This is a genomic window from Curtobacterium sp. MR_MD2014, assembly GCF_000772085.1.
Taxonomy (GTDB): Bacteria; Actinomycetota; Actinomycetes; order Actinomycetales; family Microbacteriaceae; genus Curtobacterium.
On the sequence record NZ_CP009755.1, the window covers coordinates 1,622,322 to 1,643,140 of the forward strand.

Below are 20,819 nucleotides of genomic sequence, written 5' to 3' on the forward strand. Positions count from 1 at the left end.
GGACGGCGAGGGGTGTACGTGGCTGGTTGCCGTGGGTCGCGGTGATCGCTGCGGGCGGTGCCCTGTCGGTCATGAGTGCGCCGGGGCAGACGGCGGGCCTGTCGGTGTTCACGGACCCGCTGATCCGGGAGCTGGGCATCTCACGGACGGAGGTGTCGACGAGTTACCTCATCGGCACCCTGCTGGGTGCGTGCGTCCTGCCGTTGACGGGTCGAGCGTTGGACCGGTGGGGCGTCCGGCGGATGACGATCATCATCGGGGTCGCGTTCGCCGTGTTCCTCGCCGCGTTGAGCTTCGTCGCGGGGATCGTCGGCCTGACGGCTGGGTTCGTCGGTGTGCGCATGGCCGGGCAGGGCGCGCTCTCGCTCGCCGCGACGACGCTCGTCGCCCGCAGCATCGCCGACCGACGGGGCCTCGCGCTCGGGATCGCGTCAGGGATCGGCTCCGGGGGGATCTCCCTGGTGCCGGTGTTCGTCGAGACCCTGATCGCGGGCACCGACATCCACGTCGCGTGGCGGGTGGAGGCGGTCGTCGTCGCCGCGGTCGTGATCCCGATCGGATTGCTCCTTCCGCGACGTACCGCCACTGCCCAGGGCAGGAAGTCCGCGGAAGCTGCCGGTGGCGGGCCGGTGTGGACGCTCCGGAAAGCGGCCGCCACGGGCATGTTCTGGACCATCGCTGCCGGGCTCGCGGTGTCCGGGATGCTCAGCACCGCGCTGGCCTTCCACCAGGTCGCCGTCCTCGGCGAGCAGGGCCTCACCCCGGGGGAAGCGGCCGCGAACTTCCTCCCGCAGACCGTCACCGGCATCGCCGCGACCCTGCTCACGGGCGCGCTGTCGGACCGCATCCCGCCGAAGTTCGGCGTCACCATCGCGATGACGACCCTCACCGGCGCACTCCTGCTGCTCCCGATCGTGCACACCGGGTGGACCGCTGTCCTCTACGGGCTCGTCCTCGGCGCCGCCGGCGGAGCCCTGCGTGGCATCGAAGCCGCCGCGTACGTCCGGTACTACGGAACGGCGAACATCGGCGTGATCCGCGGCGTCGCGACCGGGACGAACCTCGCCTCGACCGCGTTCGGGCCGCTGCTGCTCGCGCTCGGCCACGACGTCGCCGGCGACTACACCACCCCGGTGCTGGTCGCCGCGATCCTGCCGGCAGTCGTCGCCGTCGTCTCCGTCTTCGCCCGCGCCCCACGTCACCCGGCACTGCACAGCTGATCGGCCAGCGGCACGCGAGTACCAGCGGCCGCCCGCGCCCGCGCCCGGATCAGTGCGCGCGGAGTTCGTCGAGGAACTCGTCGACCATGTGCAGCTGCTCCTGGAGGCGCCCTCGTCGTGTCTCAGCGTCCCGGATGAACGCAGCGACCCGCGAACGGACCGCGGTCAGGTCCACGTCGGGCTGCGCTTCGTCGAGCATCTTCACCGCGTCCACCAGGATCCCGGCCTCCCCGAGGGAGAACCCGAGCGGTTTCATCCGCCGCACCATCAGGAGTCGGGCGACGTCGTCCTCGGAGTACAGGCGGAACCCGCCTCCGGTGCGGCCGGACGGGTGCAGCACCTCGGCGGCGTCGTAGTCGCGGATCGTCTTCACACTCAACCCGGTGCGCTCGGCGACCTCGCCGATGTGCATCAGGTACTCGTTCGACATCGTCACGTCGTCACCCTCCACTTGCGCAACAACCCTTCCGTTGCGTTAGAGTCGGACCATACCAACCTTCCCGCAACGGAAGGGTTGGGCCCGGCTGGACGCTCTGCCGCCGCCGGCCGTGCGCGATGACGCGCCCCACGACAGCTCTCGCGGGCGCAGCGCCCGCACCCCCATCCGAAGGAGACCCGTGACCACCGTCACGCAGTCGGTGCCCGTCCAGGTGCACCACAGCCCCACCGTCCTGTCCGCACTGCGGAACCCGAAGATCCTGCTCCGTGAGGTCCTGGCCGGCCTCGTCGTCGCCCTCGCCCTGATCCCCGAGGCGATCTCGTTCTCGATCATCGCCGGGGTCGACCCCCGCGTCGGCCTGTTCTCGGCATTCGTGATGGCTGTCGTCATCTCCTTCGTCGGCGGCCGCGCCGCGATGATCACCGGCGCCACCGGAGCCATCGCCCTCGTCGTCGCGCCCGTCGTCGAGGAACACGGTCTCGACTACCTCATCGCCACCGTCCTCCTCGGCGGGATCTTCCAGCTCGTCCTCGGCGGGCTGGGCGCGGCGAAGCTCATGCGGTTCGTGCCCCGGTCCGTGATGGTCGGCTTCGTCAACGCGCTCGCGATCCTGATCTTCACCGCGCAGCTGCCGAACATCATCGGCGTCTCCTGGCTCGTCTGGCCGATCGCCGCCGCTGGCATCGCGATCATCGTCCTACTGCCACGCCTCACGAAGGCGATCCCTGCACCCCTGGTCGCGATCGTCGTCCTGACCCTGGTGACCGTGTTCGCGTCGATCGCCGTCCCGACCGTCGGCGACGAGGGCAAGCTGCCCGACAGCCTCCCGAGCCTGTTCATCCCGAACGTCCCGGTGAACCTCGAGACGCTCACGATCATCGCCCCGTACGCCCTCGCCATGGCGCTCGTCGGGCTGCTCGAGTCGCTGATGACCGCGAAGCTCGTCGACGAGGTCACCGACACCGGTTCCCGCAAGACCCGCGAAGCCCTCGGGCAGGGCGTCGCGAACATCGCCTCGGGCCTCTTCGGCGGCATGGGCGGCTGCGCGATGATCGGCCAGACGATGATCAACGTCAAGGCCTCCGGCGCTCGGACCCGCATCTCGACGTTCCTGTCCGGCGTGTTCCTGCTGGTCCTCGTCGTCGGGCTCGGCGACGTCGTCGCGATCATCCCGATGGCAGCCCTCGTCGCCGTCATGGTGATGGTGTCGGTCGGGACCTTCGACTGGCACAGCATCAAGCCCTCCACGCTCAAGCGGATGCCGGTCGGCGAGACGATCGTCATGGTCCTCACCGTCGTGATCGTCGTCGCCACCGACAACCTCGCCATCGGTGTGATCCTCGGTGTGATCGCCGCGATGGTCGTCTTCGCCCGCCGCGTCTCCCACTTCACCAACGTCTCGCGGAGCATCGAGACGCTCCCGACCGGTGAACAACACGCGCTGTACACCGTCGAGGGTGAGCTGTTCTTCGCCTCCTCCAACGACCTCACCACCCAGTTCGACTACTCGGACGACCCCGAGCTCGTGATCATCGACATGACCAGGTCGCACGTGTGGGACGCCTCCACCGTCGCCGCGCTCGACTCGATCGAGACGAAGTACCACCAGCACGGCAAGCGGGTCGAGATCCGCGGCATGAACGACGCCAGCCGGGCCTTCCACGGCCGCCTCGCCGGGAACCTCGGCGCCGGCCACTGAGGCCGCTCCGACCTCCGCCCGGCCCCGACCCGGGACACCGAGTGAACGGGCGGAGCAGTGAGGCCGGTTCCTGATCCACCGGCTTCGCGGCGGGCACCGTCACGTCGTCCACGGACGGTGCCCGCACCTCACGTCGACGGGAGCCAGCTGTGCCGAAACCACCCACCATCCACGACGTCGCCGCCGCTGCGCACGTGTCACACCAGACCGTGTCCCGCGTCCTCAACGGTGCCACCAACGTCCGACCCACGACCCGCTCGCGCGTCGAACACGCGATCCAGGCGCTCGACTACACCCGCGATGACCAAGCCGCAGCACTCGCCCGCCGCCCGCGGCGACGGACGACCGACTGACTGACGACGGTCGCCCTGACGCCCACGGCCCCTCCGGCAGCTCGCCGTCAGGGGCCGTTCGTGGCTCAGCACGGTGTCGTCCGGATCGACGCGTTGCTCGTTGACCTGCGAGACGTGCGGTGGGAGGCTCGCTCGATGCGAGGGAGTGAGCGAGCGCTGATCCTCCGGCCCACCACGCCTGACGACCTCCTCGAGGTGCGGGCACTGTTCCGCGATCCGGCGTTCGAGGGATGGGGCGGGCCTGGGTTCCGGTCCGACTCGCAGCTCCGGGAGAAGTACGTGGGCGCTCGTCTCCCGGACGTCGAGTGCTTCCTCGTCGAGGTCGACGACCGAGTGGTCGGCTTCACGCAGTTGTACGCGGATGGATCGGGCGCCGGTACGGACCTCATCCTGCTGCCCGCGGAGCGTGGTGCGGGTGTCGGTCGACAGGTGGTCGAGGCCCTGCTCGAGCGGATCCGGGCGAGCGGCAGGACCCACTTCGTGGTCGACCCGTCACCCGAGGACCGCGGTGCGGTCGCGTTCTGGCGAGCTGTCGGCTTCCGAGGTCGAGGTCGAGGTCGAAGCCGAGGCACCATGGCGTACCCGCTCCAGGAGACGGACGAGCAGCAGAACGTGGTGAGGTGAGGTCGTGCGCATCCGATCAGTGGCAGTCGTCGTCCGCGACGAGCGGGTGCTCGTGATCGAGCGACGCAAGGACGGGCGGAGCTACTGCGTGCCTCGGAGCGCAACGAGTACGCCCCGACCTGGATCGCCGCGACGTCGCTCGACGACGTGCACCTCGTGCCCGCTGAGGCGGTACAGGCGGTACGCCTCGTCCTGCGCGCCACCTCGCCATCGTCCGAGCCGCTTCGGTAGCCGACCGCCCAGCGGACGGTTCAGCCGTCGGGGCTGCGCCGGGCCAGGTCGTTGCGACGGGAGAAGTCCTCGAGGGCCGCACGGTCCGGCAGGAGGACCTTCGGTCGTCCGAACTCGTCGAAGGCGTGTCGGTACCGGAGCCGGTTCGTCCTGGCGGGTCCGAGCATGAACCGGATCATCTCCATGCGGAGACGGTCGCGAGTGCCCTCCAGGCTCCCGGCGCGGTCGGGTTCGAAGAGCGTCCGGCGGACGTACCGGACGACGCTCGCTGCCGGCGAGGCATCCAGGACCACCAGGCCCGTCGCCCGCCGGAGCCGCTCGGGGAGCCAGCGGGAGTAGTTGCCGTCGATGACCCACCGATCGGTGCGGACCACCTCGTCGTGCATCAGCTCGAACTCGTCGTCCGGGCGCTCGACCCACTGTGTCCCGGGCAGGTGCCGGTACTGGTCCAGATGGATCACCGGAAGGGAACGGACTCGGCCGACGGCCGCCGCGAGGGTCGACTTGCCGCTGTTCGACGGCCCCAGGATGCAGATCCGCTGGCCGAGGTCGTCGAGGTCCATGTCGCGAGTCTTCCACGGGCACGTCGACGGTCCGGCTGCCCTGGATCGTCGGTGATCACCCGTCGGGCAGTCCCTGGTCGACCCTGCCCCCGTACGGTGGACGGGTGTCATCGTCGCTCCGCAGCCCGGGGACCTCGCGTCCGAAGCTCCTCACCGTCACGTACGTCGTCGTGACCGGTGCCCGCAAGTGGCTCGCTCGCGGACTGACGCAGCTCGGCTGGCGCCCGGCCCTGCTGCCGTACTCCGGCTACGCCGACGCGCAGCAGGGCCGTGTCCTGGCCCGGGTGGTGCTCGCGCCGGCATCGGTCGACCCGGCCGCCCGACGTGGGATCGCCGCATGGCGTCGGCTGCTGACGGTGGAGCGCCCCGACGTCGAGGTCGAGGTCGAGCTCGGCGGCACGACCACGACGGCGATCAGCGACGAGCAAGGGCTCGTGGACGTGAGCGTGGCGCTCGAGCACTCGTCGGGGTCTGCTCCCGAGGACGCCGTCCTGCGGCTGCCGGGGCGAGCGCCGACCCGTGTGCCGATCCAGGCCGTCGCAGGCGGGTCACACCGGGGCGTCGTCTGCGACATCGACGACACCGTGTGGGTCACGGGCATGTCGAACCCGCTCGCAGCCGCCCGACGGACGTTCTTCGGCAGGAGTGCGACGCGGAAGGCCGTCCCCGGCATGGCCGAGCTCGTGCAGGACGTCGTCCGTGGTCAAGGTCAGCCGACGGTCGTCTACGTCAGCAACGGTCCGTGGAACTTCGCGGGGATCGCCTCGCGGTTCCTGCAGCGCAACGGGTTCCCGGCCGGCACGCTGCTCATGACGGACTGGGGGATCACGCCGACGCACTGGTTCCGGGACGGGAAGGAACACAAGCGGTCCTCCCTCCTCCGGCTGCGCGAGGACCTGCCCGACGTCTCCTGGGTGCTCATCGGCGACGACGGCGAACACGACCCCGAGCTCTACTCGGCCTTCGCCCGCGACCACCACGACGCGGTCGCAGCGATCGCCATCCGTGAGGTGCAGGAGTCCACGTCGGGGCGTGAGCAGGTGACGCTGGTGCACGGCGTGCCCGTCGTCCGGGGCCGCGACGGGAACGCGCTGCTGCCGTTGCTGCGCCGAGCGCTCGAGCAGTGACCGGCAGGACGGCGACGTGGACGACTCCACCCGGCTCCTGCGACTCCTGACCCCCGAGCAGTCGCGGACCGAGGTCGTCAGGGACGCAACACGACCGCCCGACCTGACGGGCCAGCGCGACCGTCAGTGCCTCGGGCCCTCGCGGAGTTGGGCCCGGTACGTGCCCGGTGCCGTCCCGCAGGCCCGGGTGAAGTGCGCGTAGAAGCTCGACTGCGACCCGAAGCCCGCCGCGTGCGCGATCTCCGAGATCGTCAACGAGGTGGTCGCGAGCAACCGCTGCGACTCGGCGACCCGGCAGCGCGTCAGGTACTCGAGGATCGTCGCGCCGACGTCCTGACGGAACACCGTCATCGCGTAGTGCGGGTGCAGGTGCGCCGCGGCAGCGACGTCGGCGACGTCGATCGGGTCCCGGAACCGGTCGACGACGAACCGCACCATGTCGATCACCCGGTGCATCGCGTCCGCTGTGCCGTGTCCGTCCTCGGCGCGCAGGGCGAGGGCGTCACGGTGGTGGCGGAGGAGCCGCCGGACGAGCGCCTGGGCCTCGAGGTTCGCGATCACCTCGGCGCCGTCGTCCGCGAAGTCCCGCTGCCACGACCCCAGCATCGACTCGACGTCCCGACCGGCGGCAGCCGTGGGCACGACGACGGGCCGGTTGAGGAGCATGGCGCCCAGGTCGTGGTCGGGCAGCCCCCACGCCAGGACCTCGCCGAGCGGGATGTGCACCCAGCGGAACTGCCCGGTCCCGGTCGCGTCGCCGACGAGCTGGTGGGGTGTCCACCCCCAGAAGAGTGCGATCTGCCCGGCGTGGACGCTCACGGGCGCACCGCCGAACCGGTAGTCCAGCCGCCCCTCGAGGACGAGGTTGATCTCGAGGTCGTCGTGCCGGTGCGACGACGCCATGAGCGGCGCCGGGCCGCGATGGCTCCAGTACGCCGCTTCCACCGTCTCCACGTCGAGCACACCGCGAGCCTACGACAGCGCACCGCCCGACCGGCAGGGCCGGCACCGCCCGCTCGGCCGGGCGGGCACCCGTCGGGGAGCAGCCCGTCCGAGGATCCTGGAACCCTCCCGTCCGAAGCCGGAGGACCCGGGGGAGCCTCGCTTCCTAGCGTGACGACATGACCAAGATCACCATCATCGGCGCCGGCGGCTTCGTCTTCCCCTTCCGCCTCATCGGCGACCTCGTGAGCTTCCCCGCACTGCAGGACGCGACCCTGCACCTCATGGACCTCGACGCGGGCAGGGTCGCCCGCACCGCGACGGCCGCGCGCGAACTCGTGGCCCACCACGGGCTCGGGGTCGAGGTCCTCGAGACCACCGACCGGCGCGAAGCCCTCGACGGCGCGGACGTCGTCATCATCACGTTCCAGGTCGGCGGGGTCGAGTCGTACCGGTGGGACGTCGAGATCCCGCGGAGGTACGGCATCGACCAGGCGGTCGGCGACACCGTCGGCCCCGGCGGCGTCTTCCGGTTCCTCCGGTCCGTCCGCGCCTACGAGGACATCGCCCGTGACGCCCTCGAGCTCTGCCCGGACGCCCAGTTCATCAACTACGCCAACCCGATGGCGATGGCGACGGCGTTCCTCAACGCGAAGGGCCTGCGCACCGTCGGGCTGTGCCACAGCGTGCAGGGGACGACGCGGATGCTCGCCCGGACCCTCGACGTGCCGTACGACGAGGTCGAGTTCGTCAGCGCCGGCATCAACCACCAGGCCTGGATCCTCGAGTTCCGACGCCGGGGCGGCGAGGACCTGTACCCGCGCCTCCGCGAGGTCATGTCCGCGAAGCACCGGCGGGGGACCGCGGCGTCCGACCTGCACGACGACGACGGTGACCACAGCGAGGCCGCCGTCGCCGCGAGCAACTACGAGGGTGGGAACGAACAGGTCCGCACCGAGCTGATGCGGTCCTTCGGGTACTTCGAGACCGAGTCCAGCCACCACGCGAGCGAGTACGTCCCGTACTTCCGGAAGGACCCGGAGACCGTGCTCGAGTACATCCCGGAGCGCTGGGACTACTACGAGATCTGCCTCGCGCACGACGAACAGGGCGACGTGGACGCCCAGCTCGAGAAGCTCAAGGCCGACCTGTCGCCGAGCGTGGAGTACGGCGCGTCCATCGTCAACGCGATCGTCACCGGCGTCCCCGCGGTCGTGTACGGCAACGTGCCGAACAGCACGGGCGTCATCCAGAACCTGCCGTCCGACGCCTGCGTCGAGGTCGCGTGCCTGGTCGACGGCAAGGGCGTGCAGCCGACGTCGTTCGGCGAACTCCCGCCCCAGCTCGCCGCGCTCAACCGCACGAACACCAACGTGCAGACGCTCGCCGTGCGCGCCGCACTCACGGGGGACGTGGCACACGTGCACCACGCGGTCGCGCTCGACCCGTTGACCGCAGCGCACCTGACCCTCGACCGGATCGCCGCGATGACCGACGAACTCCTGCACGCGCACGCCGCGCTGCTGCCCGAGTCCCTGCGTCCGGCGTCGGCGGTCACCCCCGGTGCGCCCGCGGGAGCCGACCGGGAGGCTCGTCCCGCGCTCGTCTGACCCCGCACGCCCGGCGCGGGGCCACCGTCCCCGCGCCGGCGCGGCCACCCGTCGGGTCGCGACCGCCGCACCGGTCGCGACCCCTCCACGCGGGGCGCGACGACGCGCCCGCGCAGGCCGCGCCTCCCGTCCGAACGCACACGGCACCACGACCTCGAAGGAGAGGACCATGCCGACCCGACCATCCCCCCAGCTGGCCAGACGGGGGTTCCTCGCGCTCGCCGGCATCTCCATGGCCGGCGCACTCGCGGCCTGCGCGGGGCAGGGGACCGCCGCGCACGGCGGCACCAAGCACATCCGCCTGTCGACCTGGAACATCCCGACCGACATCACCAGCTACCAGGCGATCGCCGACGAGTTCGTCGCCACGCACCCCGGCACGAGCGTCGCCGTCGAGGTCACGACGGGCCAGTTCCACCAGTGGTTCATCACCCGCCTCGCCGCCGACCTCGCCCCGGACATCATCCGGATCACCCCGCAGCAGATCGGTCGGTACGCCGCCAACGGCAGCCTGGTCGACATCAGCGGGCAGGTTCCCGCCGACTACCGGGCCGACTACACGGACCCGTTCTGGGCGATCGGCGCTCGGAACGACGGCGTGTACGGGGTGTTCCAGCACACCGACAACTTCATCACCTACTACAACCGCACCGTCATGGAACGCATCGGCGTCACGCCGCCGACCGCCGTCGCGGACGCCTGGACGTGGGACGAGTTCCTCGACGTCGCCCGCGAGGTCAAGCAGGTCACCGGGAAGTACGCCTTCGGCTACGGCTGGAGCGGACCGGAGACCGCGTACCGGTGGCTGCCCTTCGTGTACCAGAACAGCGGCGCCTTCCTCGGCGAGGACGGAGCGACCCCGTCGATGGACACCCCCGAGGCGATCGGTGCCCTCGAGTTCGGACGGAAGTGGTACGCCGAGGGCCTCGCCACCACGGGCAACCTCAGCAAGACCGGCGGCGGCGACGTCGCCCGGAACCTCTTCATGACGGGGCAGATCGGGATGATGCTCAACAACCCCGAGCCGATGGCACAGCTCGACGAGGAGATGCCCGACGACTGGGGCACCGCGCCGATGGTGCGCAACACCGGCGAGGCGAGCGACCTGGGCGGGAACGCCCTGGCGGTCACCAAGTCGAGCCGGTACCCGGAGCTCGCAGCGGAACTCGTCGTGATGATCACGAGCCGGGCGAACGTCGAACGCTTCTGCCACGACGGCAACTGGCTGCCGGCTCGGAAGTCCCTCGACGCCGCCGACATCGGGTACGCGACCCACTCCGACACCATGCAGCAGTTCATCGACCAGGGCGCGACGATCCCCCTGTCGATGGTGAAGGCCGAGAGCGGGCAGTACTTCGCATCGCTCAACGCGGTCTTCGCCGACTACCTCGACCTGTGTCTCCTCGGGCAGCTCAGCCCGGAGGACGCAGCAGACCAGATGATGGGGGCGATGCGCAGTGTCACTGCGAACTGAGACCGCGCCGGTGCACCCGGCGACGACCAGGCCGCCGACCGGCGGGCTCCGCGCCGGACGGCCCACCCGGTCGCGACGGGGCCGCTTCGTCCCGTACGTCTTCGTCGGTCCCGCGGGACTGCTCTTCCTGGCGTTCTCGCTCGTCCCGATCGTCATCGCGGTCCTGCTGAGCCTGCGCGACAGCAGCACCTCGATCGGCGACGGGGAGTGGATCGGGGGCGGCAACTTCGTCTCCATGGGCTCGGACCCGTTGATCGTGACCGCGCTGCGGAACACGCTCGTGTTCACGATCGGGACCGTCCCGACGTCGATGGCGATCGGACTCGCGCTCGCCGTGGCGCTCAACCGACCGCTGCCGGGTCGCGGGGTCTTCCGTGCGCTGTTCTTCGTCCCGATGGTCGCCGCGGGCGTGGTCGTCGGCGTCGTCATGTCGTGGATCTTCAACGGCGACTACGGCGTGGTGAACAACCTGCTCGAAGCCCTCGGGCTGGGACGGTCGCCGTGGTTGACCGCTCCCGGATGGGCGATGGCCACGCTGGTGATCGTCGTGGTGTGGACCCGCATCGGGTTCTGCATGGTGATCTACCTCGGTGCGCTGCAGTCCGTCCCCGCCGAGCTCAAGGAGGCCGCGGCGATCGACGGGGCGTCCCGCTGGGCCCGGTTCCGGACGATCACGTGGCCGCTCCTCCGACCGACCACGTCGATCCTCACGATCCTCAACGTGGTGTTCTCGCTGCAGGCGTTCGACGTCATCTACGTGATGACCGGCGGCGGTCCGGGCTTCTCCACCACCGTGCTCATCCAGTACGTGTTCCGGTCGGCGTTCATCGACGCCCGGATGGGCTACGCGGCAGCCCTCGGACTGGTGCTGGTCGCGATCCTGCTCGTGTTCACGCTGCTCCGGCAGCGAGCCAACCGCAAGGCGGAGGAGATGCTCTGATGGCCGTCCTCGAGACCCGTGGCCGTACCGCGCCCCGCTCCGCACCGACCCGCCTGCGCGTTCGGAACCGCCCCCGCCGGTGGCTGCTCGTCGCCGTCCTGACCGCCCTGGCGGTCATCATGGTGTTCCCGCTCTACTGGATGATCGTGTCGGCGCTCACGCCCGGCGGCCAGTCGCAGAGCGGCTCCTTCTACCTGTTCCCCGCGGACCCGTCCTTCGACAACTACGCTCAGGTGTTCAGCACCCAGCCGGTGTGGCGGTGGTTGGGCAACTCGGCGCTCATCACCAGCCTCGGCACCGCGCTGAGCGTCGGCGTGTCGCTGATGGCCGGGTACGCGCTCGCGAAGTTCCGGTTCCGCGGGCGCGGACTGCTCTACGCCGCGTTCCTCGTCACGATCATGATCCCGATCCAGGTGACCATCGTGCCGAGCTTCCTCGTCGTCGCGAAGATGGGGCTGGTCGACTCCCCGTGGGCGGTGATCCTGCCGACGGTGTTCGACGTGGTCGGGATCTTCATCGCCCGGCAGTTCATGCTCGGCGTCCCCGACGCGCTGATGGAGGCCGCCCGGCTCGACGGGGCAGGGGAGTTCCAGACGTTCTTCCGGGTCGTGCTGCCGTCGTGCGGGCCCCTCGTCGGCGTCCTCGTCATCCTGGGGTTCATGACGCGCTGGAACGACTTCCTCTGGCCGCTCGTCGTGCTGCAGGGGAACGAGAACCTGACCGTGCCGGTGGCACTGTCCACGCTGACGAACAACCCGGCGTTCAGCTCGCCGTGGGGCGCGGTGATGGCGATCGCGACCGTCACGGTGCTGCCGCTGCTCGTGGTCTTCCTGGCCTTCCAGCGGCAGTTCGTGCAGGGCATCGCGTCCACCGGCATCAAGTGAGGGGGTGCCGGTACGACCGAGTCGGACGGGAGGCGTGTGGCGGACACGCCACGCGCCTCCCCGTCCGACACGCCGTCCCCTTGCTCCTGCCGCAGCGTCATGTGGTCTGCTCGGGAGCACGTCCTGTCCCGAGCCGAGAGGCCTGCCGTGCACGCGTTCCCCGTCCCACCCCGCCACGTCCCGATCGGCGACGCCGCGGCGTTCGTCGGCACCACGCCGCGTGCGATCCGGCACTACCACCAGCTCGGCCTGCTCCCCGAGCAGGAGCGGGGGAGCGACGGCCGGCGCCGCTACGGCCCAGCGGACATCACACGGCTGCTCTGGATCCGCCGGATGGCCGAGGCGGGCGTCGCGCTCGAGGACGTCCGCGACGCCTTCGACGGCGCGGCTCCGAGCACCCTCGACGACGACGGGACGGTGGCCGACGTCCTCGGGCGCCTCGAGGACCGGCTGGCAGAACAGGAGGCCGAGCTCCGACGCAAGCGTGCCGCGGTCCGTCGGATGCGCGCTCGCGGGAGCCGCCTCGGCCTGCTCCACGACATCGTCGCGCACCGGCTCGAGGATGCGCCGGATGGTTCCCTGCGGTCGGACGACCTCGACACGCTGCTCGTCACCGAACGCATCCTCGGCCCGCTCGGCGCCTTCGCGCAGGCCGGCCGGTTCGTCGCCCTCGCTCGGGACCCGGCGCTGCGCGCAGCATCCGACCGCGTCGACGCAGCCGAGGAGGCGCTCGACGACAGCGTCGCGGTGGACGATCCGAGGGTGGCCCAGGTCGCCGCCGAACGGCACGCCTTCGAGAGCGCGCTGATGCGGGCCGTCGAAGAGTCCGGGCAGCTGCAGGAGGACGAGGCGGTCTTCGATGCCTGGAACCGTCAGGACCCCGGGGACGTCGACACGCCGACCGCAGCAGGAGGCCGGGGCACGGGGGCAGCGGCGGTGATCGCGCGCATGCCGTGGGACCTCTCGCCGGCTCGACTCCGGGCGGCGGAGCTGGCCCTGCAGCTCGCGTTCCCGTCGGACGACGCCTGAGTCGGAGCCGTCGGTCTCCTCCGGCGCCGTCCTCGATGCCCGGTCGGCAACCATGCAACCCTTTTCAGTATCGATACTGATATTGTTCGGGTATGCACTCCTCCGAAATCCTCCTGCACCCGGTCCGGCTGCGGATCGCCCAGGTCCTGCTGGGCACGCCGGGGCTGAGTCCCCACCGTCTGCACGAGCGGCTCCCCGACGTCCCCATCGCGACGCTCTACCGTCACGTCAACGCGCTCGAGCGGGCTGGGTTGCTCGAGGTCCTCGACGAACGCCGCGTCCGTGGCGCGACCGAGCGGTCGTACCGACTCGCACCGGGCATCAGCAACCCCACGGCGGAAGACCTCCGAGCGCTCAGCCGTGACCAGCTCGAACAGGTCTTCACGGTCTTCGTGTCCGGTGTGATCAGGGACTTCGGTCAGTACCTCGCGGTCGGGCAGCCAGACCTCGCGGACGACCGGGTGAGCTTCGGGCAGGCATCGTTCTGGGCAGACGACGCCGAGGTCGACGCGTTCGGCCAGGCGCTCGTGGGGCTGCTCGGTGGGCTGATGGCCAACGAGGCCACCTCGGGCCGCCGGCGGCGCACGCTCACCACGATCCTGATGCCGCGTGACGTCGACGTCGACGCCGACACCGACGTCGACGCCGACGACACGGCCGACCGGCCCGACGCCGCGGTGTCCGAGCGCGAGGACGAGCGGTGAACGGTCTGCCGATCGACCCCGCGCTGCTCGCACCGCTCGCCCCGGTCGCCGCCCTCGTGGTGGCACTGGTCGGATGGTCCCTCGTCAGCCTCGTGCGGAAGCCCGCGCAGTACCTGCCCAAGACCGTCTGGGCTGTCGTCATCGTGCTGGCCGTCCCGGCCGGGGCGGTGCTCTACCTCGTCCTCGGGCGCGGTCGGGGACCGGCGCTCGTCGACGGAGACGCCCGGTGACCGCGGCCCTCACCGTCGACGCGGTGACCCGCACCTTCCGCGGCGACGCGGGGGTGCGCGACGTGTCCTTCGTCGCGCAGGAGCGGTCGGTCACCGCCGTGATCGGACCCAACGGCGCCGGGAAGACCGTGCTGTTCGGGCTCCTCGCGGGCCTGGCGGACCCCGAGACCGGTTCCGTGGTCCGGGCGTCGCCGGACACCACGGTCGCGTACTGCCCCGACGTCCCGCAGTTCGAGTCCTTCCTCACGGCGGCCGAGGTCGTGCGGGTGTCCCTCGCAGCAGCGCGCGGACGGCGGCGAGGGTCCGGCCGGAGTTCACCAACCGGTGACGTTGCACTCGAGGCGCTCGACACCTGCGGCCTCCTCACGGTGGCGCACCGACGGGTGGCGGACTTCTCGCGCGGGATGCTGCAGCGCCTCGGCCTCGCGGCAGCCCTCGTGACGGACCCGGACGTCCTCGTCCTCGACGAACCGAACAGCGCCCTCGACCCGGTCGGCAGGGCCGACGTCCGCGACCTCGTCCGCGCTGAGCGGGAGCGCCGGTGCATCGTGCTGTCGAGCCACCTGCTGAGCGAGGTCGAGCAGCTTGCCGACCACGTCGTGGTGCTGCACGAGGGACGGGTCGTCCTGCAGGGAACGACCGACGACGTCCTCGGCCACGCACTCGAACCCGTGTGGTCGGTGCGACTCGCGCACCCGCCGGAGCGCAGCGTCGCGGAGCTCGCCGCGCTCGTCCCGGGCGCACGGTTCGACTTCCCGTCCGCTCAGGCCGCCAGCCTGCGGTTCCAGGGGTTCGACAGTGCGGCGACGTTGCTGGTCCCCGCACTCGTCGCCCTCGACACACCGGTCCTCGAGGTCACCCTGCGCGACCGCGACCTCGACGCGTCCTTCGCCCGCATCATCCGTCAGGAGCAGCGCCCGTGAACCTCGTCCTGACGTCCGCCCACGTGGAGTTCAAGCGCCTCACCAGGACGGGGCTGCTCACCGGTCTCGTCGCGGTGTTCGCGTTCTTCGGTGTGTCGAGTCCGGCGCTGGCACTGCTGCTGCCGGACCTCCTCCGGAGCGCGGCCAGCACCGAGCAACTCACCGTGCACGCGGCGACGGCAACCCCGGGTGACGCGCTCGCGCTCTACGTGCAGAGCGCCATGCAGCTCGGCCTCGTCCTCGCCGCGGCGGTCGCGGTCACCGCGCTCGGATGGGACGCGCGTCCGGGCTCCTCGGTCTTCTACCGCACGCGCTCCGTCAGCCTGGCGGCGCTCGTGCTCCCGCGCGTGCTCGTCGGCTGGGTCGTGGTCGTCGTGTGTCACCTCGCGGCGCTGACGGCCGCAGCGGTGTCGACGGCCGTGGTCATCGCGCCGGTCGAGTCCCAGGAGATCGTGCGTCTCGGCGCCGCGACGTCCGCCTACCTGGTGATGGCGATGGCGATCGGGCACGTGCTGATGGCGACGCTCCGACGCACCGCTGCGGCGTTGGCGACGACGACCCTGCTCATGCTGGTGCTCCCGCTCCTCAACAGCCTGCCGGGCGCCGTCGCCTGGGCGCCGACCGCGCTGCTCGCGGCTGCCACGGCCTCGTCCGGAGCCCTCGTGGTCCCGTACCTGACGACGATCGGCACGACGGCCGCGTGCCTCCTCGTCGCGGCGAGGGTCACGGCACAGCGGTCCATCCGCCGCGACGCCTGACAGCCGGTGCCGGCGGACAAGTAGCAGAGCCCGATCACCGCAGTACCGTGGTGGCGTGCAGCGCATCTCGAGCCGGAGGACACGCGCGGACGGCCGCGGGTCCGCGGTCCCCGCCCTCTGCGCGGTCCTGCTCGTCCTGGCCCCGGTCCTGCTCTGGTTCGGTCCCGTCTGGTCCTGACCCCGACGGCGCCCGGCCCGGTCGAGACGGACGGGAGGCGCGTGGCGGGCCGGCTGCGGGCCTCCCGTCCGGTCCCGTGTCGCGTCAGGAGCCGGTCGGCGGCCCTGCCACGTCGGCGTCGGTCCCCGTCGTGACCGGCACACCGGCGGCGTCCGAGCGCAGCGCGCGCCACCCGACCAAGCCGACCGCGGCGGTCGCGACCGCCGCGACCGCGATGGCCGCGGGCAGGCCCCACGCCGTCGCCACGGCGCCGACGAGCAGCGGCCCACCGGCGTCGCCGACCTCACGCCCGAGTTCCGCGTTGCCCATCGTCCGGCCCATCCGGTCGTCGGGGGTGGACGCGGCCAGGTGCGCGAACGCGAGCGGCGTGACCGTGCCGAGCATGCCGCCGACCGCCGCGGCCGCGACGAACAGCGTGACCGGGCCGGGCAGGGCTGCGAGGACCGCGAGTCCGGCGGCAGCGAGCAGCAGTCCACCCGTGCACCCGGCTCGGGCGTCGAGGCGACCCTGGTCGCGCAGCCGCCCGGTGAGCGGTTGCAGCACGGTGGACACGAGGGCGACCACGGCGATGGCGACCGCGCCGACGAGGGCGGGCAGGTCGAGCCGGACCGCCACGAGTGGGAGGAACCCGACCACGACCCCGAGCACGCCGGTCGTCGTCGCGAGCAGGAGCGTCGGGACGAGGAACGACCGGTCCGTGGTCTGCCGGACCAGGTCGGCGAGCGTCGTGCGGCGCCGCGCGTGCACGGGCAGGACCGGCATCGCGACCGCGACCCACGTGGCTGCGACGATCGCCAGGACCGTCAGCGCCACGTACAGCGCGCGCAGGCCGATGCCCTCGACGAGCACGATGCCGAGCACCGGGCCGAGCACGTAGCCGAGGCTCTTCCACGCGCCGTAGCGGCCGAAGTACCGGCCGAGCCGCTGGCGTCCGGCCAGCCGTGCGACCGCGGCGGACGACGCGGGGGAGAACGCCGACGCGGCGGCCCCCTGGCCGAGCCGAGCCAGCGCAAGGACCAGGACCGAGGGGACGGCGACCGCGAGCAGCGAGGCGACCGCGAAGCCGGTCAGGCCGCCGACGATCACGGGCTTGGCGCCGATGCGGTCGCTGAGGGCGCCCAACAGCGGCTTGAGCACGACCTCGGCGACGTCGTAGAGGGCGAGCACGGCACCGAGGGTGACGAGCGACAGCCCGAGGTCGTCGGTCTCGGCGCCGAGCACGCTCGCGACACCGTGGGCGCCGAAGGCCGTGGTGAAGCCGGCGAGGTACAGCGGGGCGAGGCCGCGGGCGGGCGGCTGGAGCGCAGTCGTCACCGCACCAGTGTTGCGGAACACCGTGCTTCGGATTCGCGCAAACCCGCATTGCGGTCTCCTGTGCTTGTGGTGCGACACACCCGAGAGTACGTTCAGGCCAACGCTCAGCGTCGGAGGCGGGACAACGCTCCCCAGACCGGCCTGGCGGTTCGCAGCGACGGGGGGATCCGGCGCTGTCCCGACCCTCTCTGCACCGCTGACCCAGGCCTCTCTCCGCGTCACCCTGCGCGGTGCGTCGTCGTGCGGTGCTGCCGAGTGTCGTGTTCCGTACCCGAAACCGAACACCGCACGAAGGACCCGACCTCATGCACCCGCTCGTCCTCTTCGCGTCGCAGACCTCGACCCAGGTCGTGCTCGACAACCTCGCCGCCTTCGGCCACGAAGCGCTCAAGTACTTCCCGATCGGCATCGCCGGCATCATCGTCTGGGCGCTCTGGCTCTACCGGGTCGTGCTCTCGGCACGGGCCCGTCCGGTCGAGAACGGCTTCCGCACGACGACCTCGGTCGTGGTGCCGTCCTTCCACGAGGACCCCGACATCCTGCTCCGCTGCCTGGACTCCTGGCGGGAGCAGCACCCGGACGAGATCATCATCGTGCTCGACGTCGCGGACACCGAGGCGTACCGCCGGATCGTGGCGGTGGGCGACCCCACCGTCAAGCCGGTGCTCTTCCACCACGTCGGCAAGCGCAGCGCGCTCGGCGAGGGCATCCGTCGCGCGAAGTACGACGTCCTGGTCCTCGTCGACTCGGACACCTCGTGGGAGCCCGGTCTCCTCGAGGCGGTGCAGATGCCATTCGTCGACGAGCGCGTCGGCGGCGTCGGCACGCAGCAGAACGTGTACCAGCGGAACTCCAGCATCTGGCGCATCATCGCGGACTGGCTGGTCAACCTGCGGTACTTCAACTACGTCCCCGCGATGGGTGCCGCCGGCGCCGTGCCGATCCTCTCCGGGCGCACCGCCGCGTACCGCCGCTCCGCCGTCCTGCCGGTGCTCGACAACCTCGAGAACGAGTTCTTCCTCGGCCGCCGGTGCATCGCCGGGGACGACGGCCGTCTGACGTGGCTCGTCATCGCGTCGGGCTACAAGACCGTGCACCAGTCGTCGGCGAAGGCGCTGTCGATGTTCCCGGCGAGCGGCAAGGCGTTCTTCAAGCAGCGCATCCGCTGGAGCCGCAACTCCTACCGCACGTACCTGACGGCGATCGCCAAGGGGTGGGTCTGGCGGGTGCCCTTCGTGACGAAGATCACGGTGCTGCAGATCATCCTGACCCCGGTGACGATGGGCATCACGATGTGGTACCTGCTGTTCAGCCGCCTGGAGCTCAGCACCGTCGGCGTCCTGTTCACCATCGGCTGGCTGCTCTTCGGCCGTGCGGTGCGCGGGGTCTCGAACCTCAAGCGCCACCCGCTCGACCTGCTCGTGCTGCCGATGCTCGCCCTCGTCGTGATCGCGGTCGCCCTGCCGATCAAGGTGTACTCGTTCGTCACCATGAACAAGCAGGGGTGGCTCACCCGGCACGCCGACCAGGTCGGGGGTGACGGGCAGCAGGCTCGGACCCTCCAGCCGGAGACGACGACCGGTCGCCGGGTGGCCTCACCCGGTGTCGTCCTGCCGCAGGGTGCCGTCGCGGCGACCTCCGACGACCAGGCGGTCGCGGCATGAGCGCGCTGACGAAGACGACGCCGCGGCTCGCCGCGGGGCTGCTCGTCGGTGCCGGGCTCCTGCTCACGGGTGTCCTCGGCGTGCCCACCGCCGCCGTCGCGGCGACGACGTCCGCGGCCGCGGCCCCGGTGACGGGACGACCCTACGGGGGCGACCCGGACAAGGAGGCCCGGCTGGTGACGGCCGAGAACGACCGCATCTACAACGTCCGTGCACTGGCCTCGGCGGCGCGGTGGAGCGGCCTCGCGGTCTCGCAGCCGTACCGGCTCGCCACGGGCTCGTCGTACACACTCGTCCTCGTCGCCCGTGGTGCGGCGTACACCGTCGACGACCTCGCACGGCTCGCACCGTCCACGTTCGTCAAGCAGCCGGACGGCTCCTGGTTGCTCAGCGAGAACATCGTCGTCGAGAACGGCGCGACCCTGCGACTCGCGAGCCCCGACGGCCTGCGCATCCACCTCGCGAGCAACCACGAGGGCTTCGTGTCGATCGTCACCCAGGCCGGCAGCCTGCAGGTCGTCGGTTCGGCGAAGGCTCCGGTCACGATCGACGCCTGGGACCCGCAGGCAGGGCGGGTCGACCAGCAGACCTCGGACGGACGGGCGTACGTCCGGGTGCAGGGCGGGACCGCGACCCTGCAGTACGCGGCGTTCTCGCACCTGGGGTTCTGGAGCGGAACGACCGGCGGGGTCTCCCTGACCGGGACGAACCTCTCCACCCTGGACCAGGCCTCCGGCGACCAGCAGGGCAAGACCGAACGGACCACGAAGGACGTCTTCGGCAACGCCATCCTGCCGACCGGCGAGCTGCCGAAGAGCGGCAGCGCCACGGCGAGCGCCGGCGGCTACAGCTACGTGTCCGCCCTCGTGCAGCACGTCACCTTCGCCGGGAACGCCTACGGCCTCTTCCTGACGAGCGCGGACGGCGTGACGATGTCGGACGCCACGGTGGAGCACTCGCTCATCGACGGCCTCGTGCTGCACCGCTACGTCACGAACTCGACGTTCACATCGGTCCGGTCGACGGACAACGCGGTGGACGGGGTGAAGATGACGCGGGCGTCGACCGGCATCGTCCTCAGCCAGGTGACCGCCTCGGACAACGGTCGCAACGGGATCACGCTGAACGGCAGCGGGCTCGCGGCGGGGCCGAACGCGGCCGGCATGCCGACGACGACCTACGGCAACAACGCGCTCTCGGACAGCAACAGCTCCGGCAACGGGCGCTACGGCATCGAGGTGATCGGCGGGAAGAACGTCCGGATCAGCGGGTCGACGGTCGCACGCAACGAGATGGGCATCGTCGTCCGGCACGACGCCGACGACGTGGTCGTCCGCAACAACGTGGTCAAGGACTCGTCGCAGAACGGCATCGCCGTCCTCGACGGGCCCAGTCGCACCGAGGTCTCCGAGAACTCGGTCGACGGCGCGGACATCGGCGTGTACGTCCGGGACAGCGCGACCTCGTCGGTGACGAACAACGCGATCGACGATGCCCGCGTGCACGGGGTCACGATGGTCGGGGCGGTGGGTGGCACGGCCGTCGAGAACAACACGGTGGACGGTCGCGGGCCGAGCGCGATCGACCTCGCCCGGTCCGACGGAGCCGCCCAGCAGGGCAACACGACCGTCGAGTGGCAGTCGACGAAACCGTTCCTCGTCACCCTGCGCGCGGTGTTCCAACCGTTGACGGTGCTGTGGCTCCTGCTACTGACGGTGGTGCTGGTCGCGGCGATCGGCGGGACACGACGTCGACGTCGGGGACAGCGCGAGCTGCCGTACGCGAAGCAGGCACCGCTGTCCAGCTACACCCGCGGCGCGGTGGACCCGGCCTCGCTCGGTCTCCCGCCCGTGGCGGGCCGCGGCACGCACGCTGCCGAGCCGGGTGCGGTCGCACCCTCGGGGAGCTGACCG

Annotated in this window: 21 protein-coding genes; 17 read left to right on the forward strand and 4 right to left on the reverse strand. The window is 71.2% G+C overall.

Features of this window, described 5'->3' with window-relative positions; all coding sequences use genetic code 11:
- The first annotated feature begins 71 nt into the window (after window positions 1-71).
- Complete coding sequence (locus NI26_RS07455; RefSeq protein WP_066658168.1) at window positions 72-1,220, forward strand: MFS transporter; 1,149 nt, start codon at window positions 72-74, stop codon at window positions 1,218-1,220.
- Between the two features lie 49 nt (window positions 1,221-1,269).
- On the opposite strand, the gene NI26_RS07460 is transcribed toward NI26_RS07455, so the two are convergent.
- On the reverse strand, window positions 1,270-1,650 hold the full coding sequence (locus tag NI26_RS07460) for a MerR family transcriptional regulator (protein ID WP_066658171.1): 381 nt from the start codon (window positions 1,648-1,650) through the stop codon (window positions 1,270-1,272).
- 187 nt (window positions 1,651-1,837) lie between these two features.
- Between NI26_RS07460 and NI26_RS07465 the strand changes: the two genes are divergently transcribed.
- From NI26_RS07465 to NI26_RS07475, 3 genes are all read left to right on the forward strand, one after another.
- On the forward strand, window positions 1,838-3,358 hold the full coding sequence (locus tag NI26_RS07465; protein ID WP_066654130.1) for a SulP family inorganic anion transporter: 1,521 nt from the start codon (window positions 1,838-1,840) through the stop codon (window positions 3,356-3,358).
- A 149-nt stretch (window positions 3,359-3,507) separates the two neighbouring features.
- On the forward strand, window positions 3,508-3,711 hold the full coding sequence (locus NI26_RS07470; RefSeq protein ID WP_066654131.1) for a LacI family DNA-binding transcriptional regulator: 204 nt from the start codon (window positions 3,508-3,510) through the stop codon (window positions 3,709-3,711).
- A gap of 135 nt (window positions 3,712-3,846) precedes the next feature.
- A complete protein-coding gene (locus NI26_RS07475; protein ID WP_144411294.1) occupies window positions 3,847-4,335 on the forward strand; it encodes a GNAT family N-acetyltransferase in 489 nt (162 codons plus the stop codon).
- Window positions 4,336-4,586: 251 nt separating this feature from the next.
- Here NI26_RS07475 and NI26_RS07480 read toward each other — a convergent pair whose 3' ends face one another.
- A complete protein-coding gene (locus NI26_RS07480) occupies window positions 4,587-5,129 on the reverse strand; it encodes an AAA family ATPase (RefSeq protein WP_066654134.1) in 543 nt (180 codons plus the stop codon).
- A gap of 104 nt (window positions 5,130-5,233) precedes the next feature.
- Here NI26_RS07480 and NI26_RS07485 point away from each other — a divergent pair, with 104 nt between their 5' ends.
- Complete coding sequence (locus tag NI26_RS07485) at window positions 5,234-6,256, forward strand: App1 family protein (RefSeq protein ID WP_066654135.1); 1,023 nt, start codon at window positions 5,234-5,236, stop codon at window positions 6,254-6,256.
- Window positions 6,257-6,379: 123 nt separating this feature from the next.
- On the opposite strand, the gene NI26_RS07490 is transcribed toward NI26_RS07485, so the two are convergent.
- On the reverse strand, window positions 6,380-7,219 hold the full coding sequence (locus NI26_RS07490; protein WP_066654136.1) for a helix-turn-helix domain-containing protein: 840 nt from the start codon (window positions 7,217-7,219) through the stop codon (window positions 6,380-6,382).
- Window positions 7,220-7,377: 158 nt separating this feature from the next.
- Here NI26_RS07490 and melA point away from each other — a divergent pair, with 158 nt between their 5' ends.
- The 10 genes from melA (at window position 7,378) to NI26_RS17275 (ending at window position 15,928) form a co-directional block, all read left to right on the forward strand.
- Window positions 7,378-8,808, forward strand: coding sequence for an alpha-galactosidase (gene melA, locus NI26_RS07495; RefSeq protein ID WP_066654137.1), 1,431 nt, complete (start codon window positions 7,378-7,380; stop codon window positions 8,806-8,808).
- Window positions 8,809-8,977: 169 nt separating this feature from the next.
- A complete protein-coding gene (locus NI26_RS07500; protein WP_235426583.1) occupies window positions 8,978-10,282 on the forward strand; it encodes an ABC transporter substrate-binding protein in 1,305 nt (434 codons plus the stop codon).
- On the forward strand, window positions 10,266-11,222 hold the full coding sequence (locus NI26_RS07505) for a carbohydrate ABC transporter permease (protein ID WP_081984831.1): 957 nt from the start codon (window positions 10,266-10,268) through the stop codon (window positions 11,220-11,222). Before NI26_RS07500 ends, NI26_RS07505 begins: the two co-directional genes overlap by 17 nt.
- On the forward strand, window positions 11,222-12,106 hold the full coding sequence (locus tag NI26_RS07510) for a carbohydrate ABC transporter permease (protein WP_235426586.1): 885 nt from the start codon (window positions 11,222-11,224) through the stop codon (window positions 12,104-12,106). The genes NI26_RS07505 and NI26_RS07510 overlap by 1 nt, the downstream gene beginning before the upstream one ends.
- A 147-nt stretch (window positions 12,107-12,253) precedes the next feature.
- A complete protein-coding gene (locus NI26_RS07515; RefSeq protein WP_066654141.1) occupies window positions 12,254-13,135 on the forward strand; it encodes a helix-turn-helix domain-containing protein in 882 nt (293 codons plus the stop codon).
- A 92-nt stretch (window positions 13,136-13,227) separates the two neighbouring features.
- Entirely contained in the window at window positions 13,228-13,839 is a 612-nt protein-coding gene (locus tag NI26_RS07520) for a helix-turn-helix domain-containing protein (protein WP_081984835.1), read from the forward strand.
- Complete coding sequence (locus tag NI26_RS07525; RefSeq protein WP_144411295.1) at window positions 13,836-14,069, forward strand: PLDc N-terminal domain-containing protein; 234 nt, start codon at window positions 13,836-13,838, stop codon at window positions 14,067-14,069. Before NI26_RS07520 ends, NI26_RS07525 begins: the two co-directional genes overlap by 4 nt.
- On the forward strand, window positions 14,066-14,992 hold the full coding sequence (locus tag NI26_RS07530; protein ID WP_066654142.1) for an ABC transporter ATP-binding protein: 927 nt from the start codon (window positions 14,066-14,068) through the stop codon (window positions 14,990-14,992). Before NI26_RS07525 ends, NI26_RS07530 begins: the two co-directional genes overlap by 4 nt.
- A complete protein-coding gene (locus NI26_RS07535; protein WP_066654143.1) occupies window positions 14,989-15,750 on the forward strand; it encodes a hypothetical protein in 762 nt (253 codons plus the stop codon). The genes NI26_RS07530 and NI26_RS07535 overlap by 4 nt, the downstream gene beginning before the upstream one ends.
- 55 nt (window positions 15,751-15,805) lie before the next feature.
- Entirely contained in the window at window positions 15,806-15,928 is a 123-nt protein-coding gene (locus NI26_RS17275) for a hypothetical protein (RefSeq protein ID WP_268746773.1), read from the forward strand.
- A gap of 84 nt (window positions 15,929-16,012) precedes the next feature.
- Here NI26_RS17275 and NI26_RS07540 read toward each other — a convergent pair whose 3' ends face one another.
- Window positions 16,013-17,242, reverse strand: a complete 1,230-nt coding sequence (locus tag NI26_RS07540) for an MFS transporter (RefSeq protein WP_066658183.1) — start codon at window positions 17,240-17,242, stop codon at window positions 16,013-16,015.
- Window positions 17,243-17,547: 305 nt separating this feature from the next.
- Here NI26_RS07540 and NI26_RS07545 point away from each other — a divergent pair, with 305 nt between their 5' ends.
- Both NI26_RS07545 and NI26_RS07550 read left to right on the forward strand, forming a co-directional pair.
- Window positions 17,548-18,906 carry a glycosyltransferase gene (locus tag NI26_RS07545; protein WP_081984838.1) on the forward strand — a complete coding sequence of 453 codons (1,359 nt, stop codon included), beginning with the start codon at window positions 17,548-17,550 and terminating at the stop codon, window positions 18,904-18,906.
- On the forward strand, window positions 18,903-20,816 hold the full coding sequence (locus NI26_RS07550; RefSeq protein ID WP_066654144.1) for a right-handed parallel beta-helix repeat-containing protein: 1,914 nt from the start codon (window positions 18,903-18,905) through the stop codon (window positions 20,814-20,816). The genes NI26_RS07545 and NI26_RS07550 overlap by 4 nt, the downstream gene beginning before the upstream one ends.
- Window positions 20,817-20,819 lie beyond the last annotated feature (3 nt).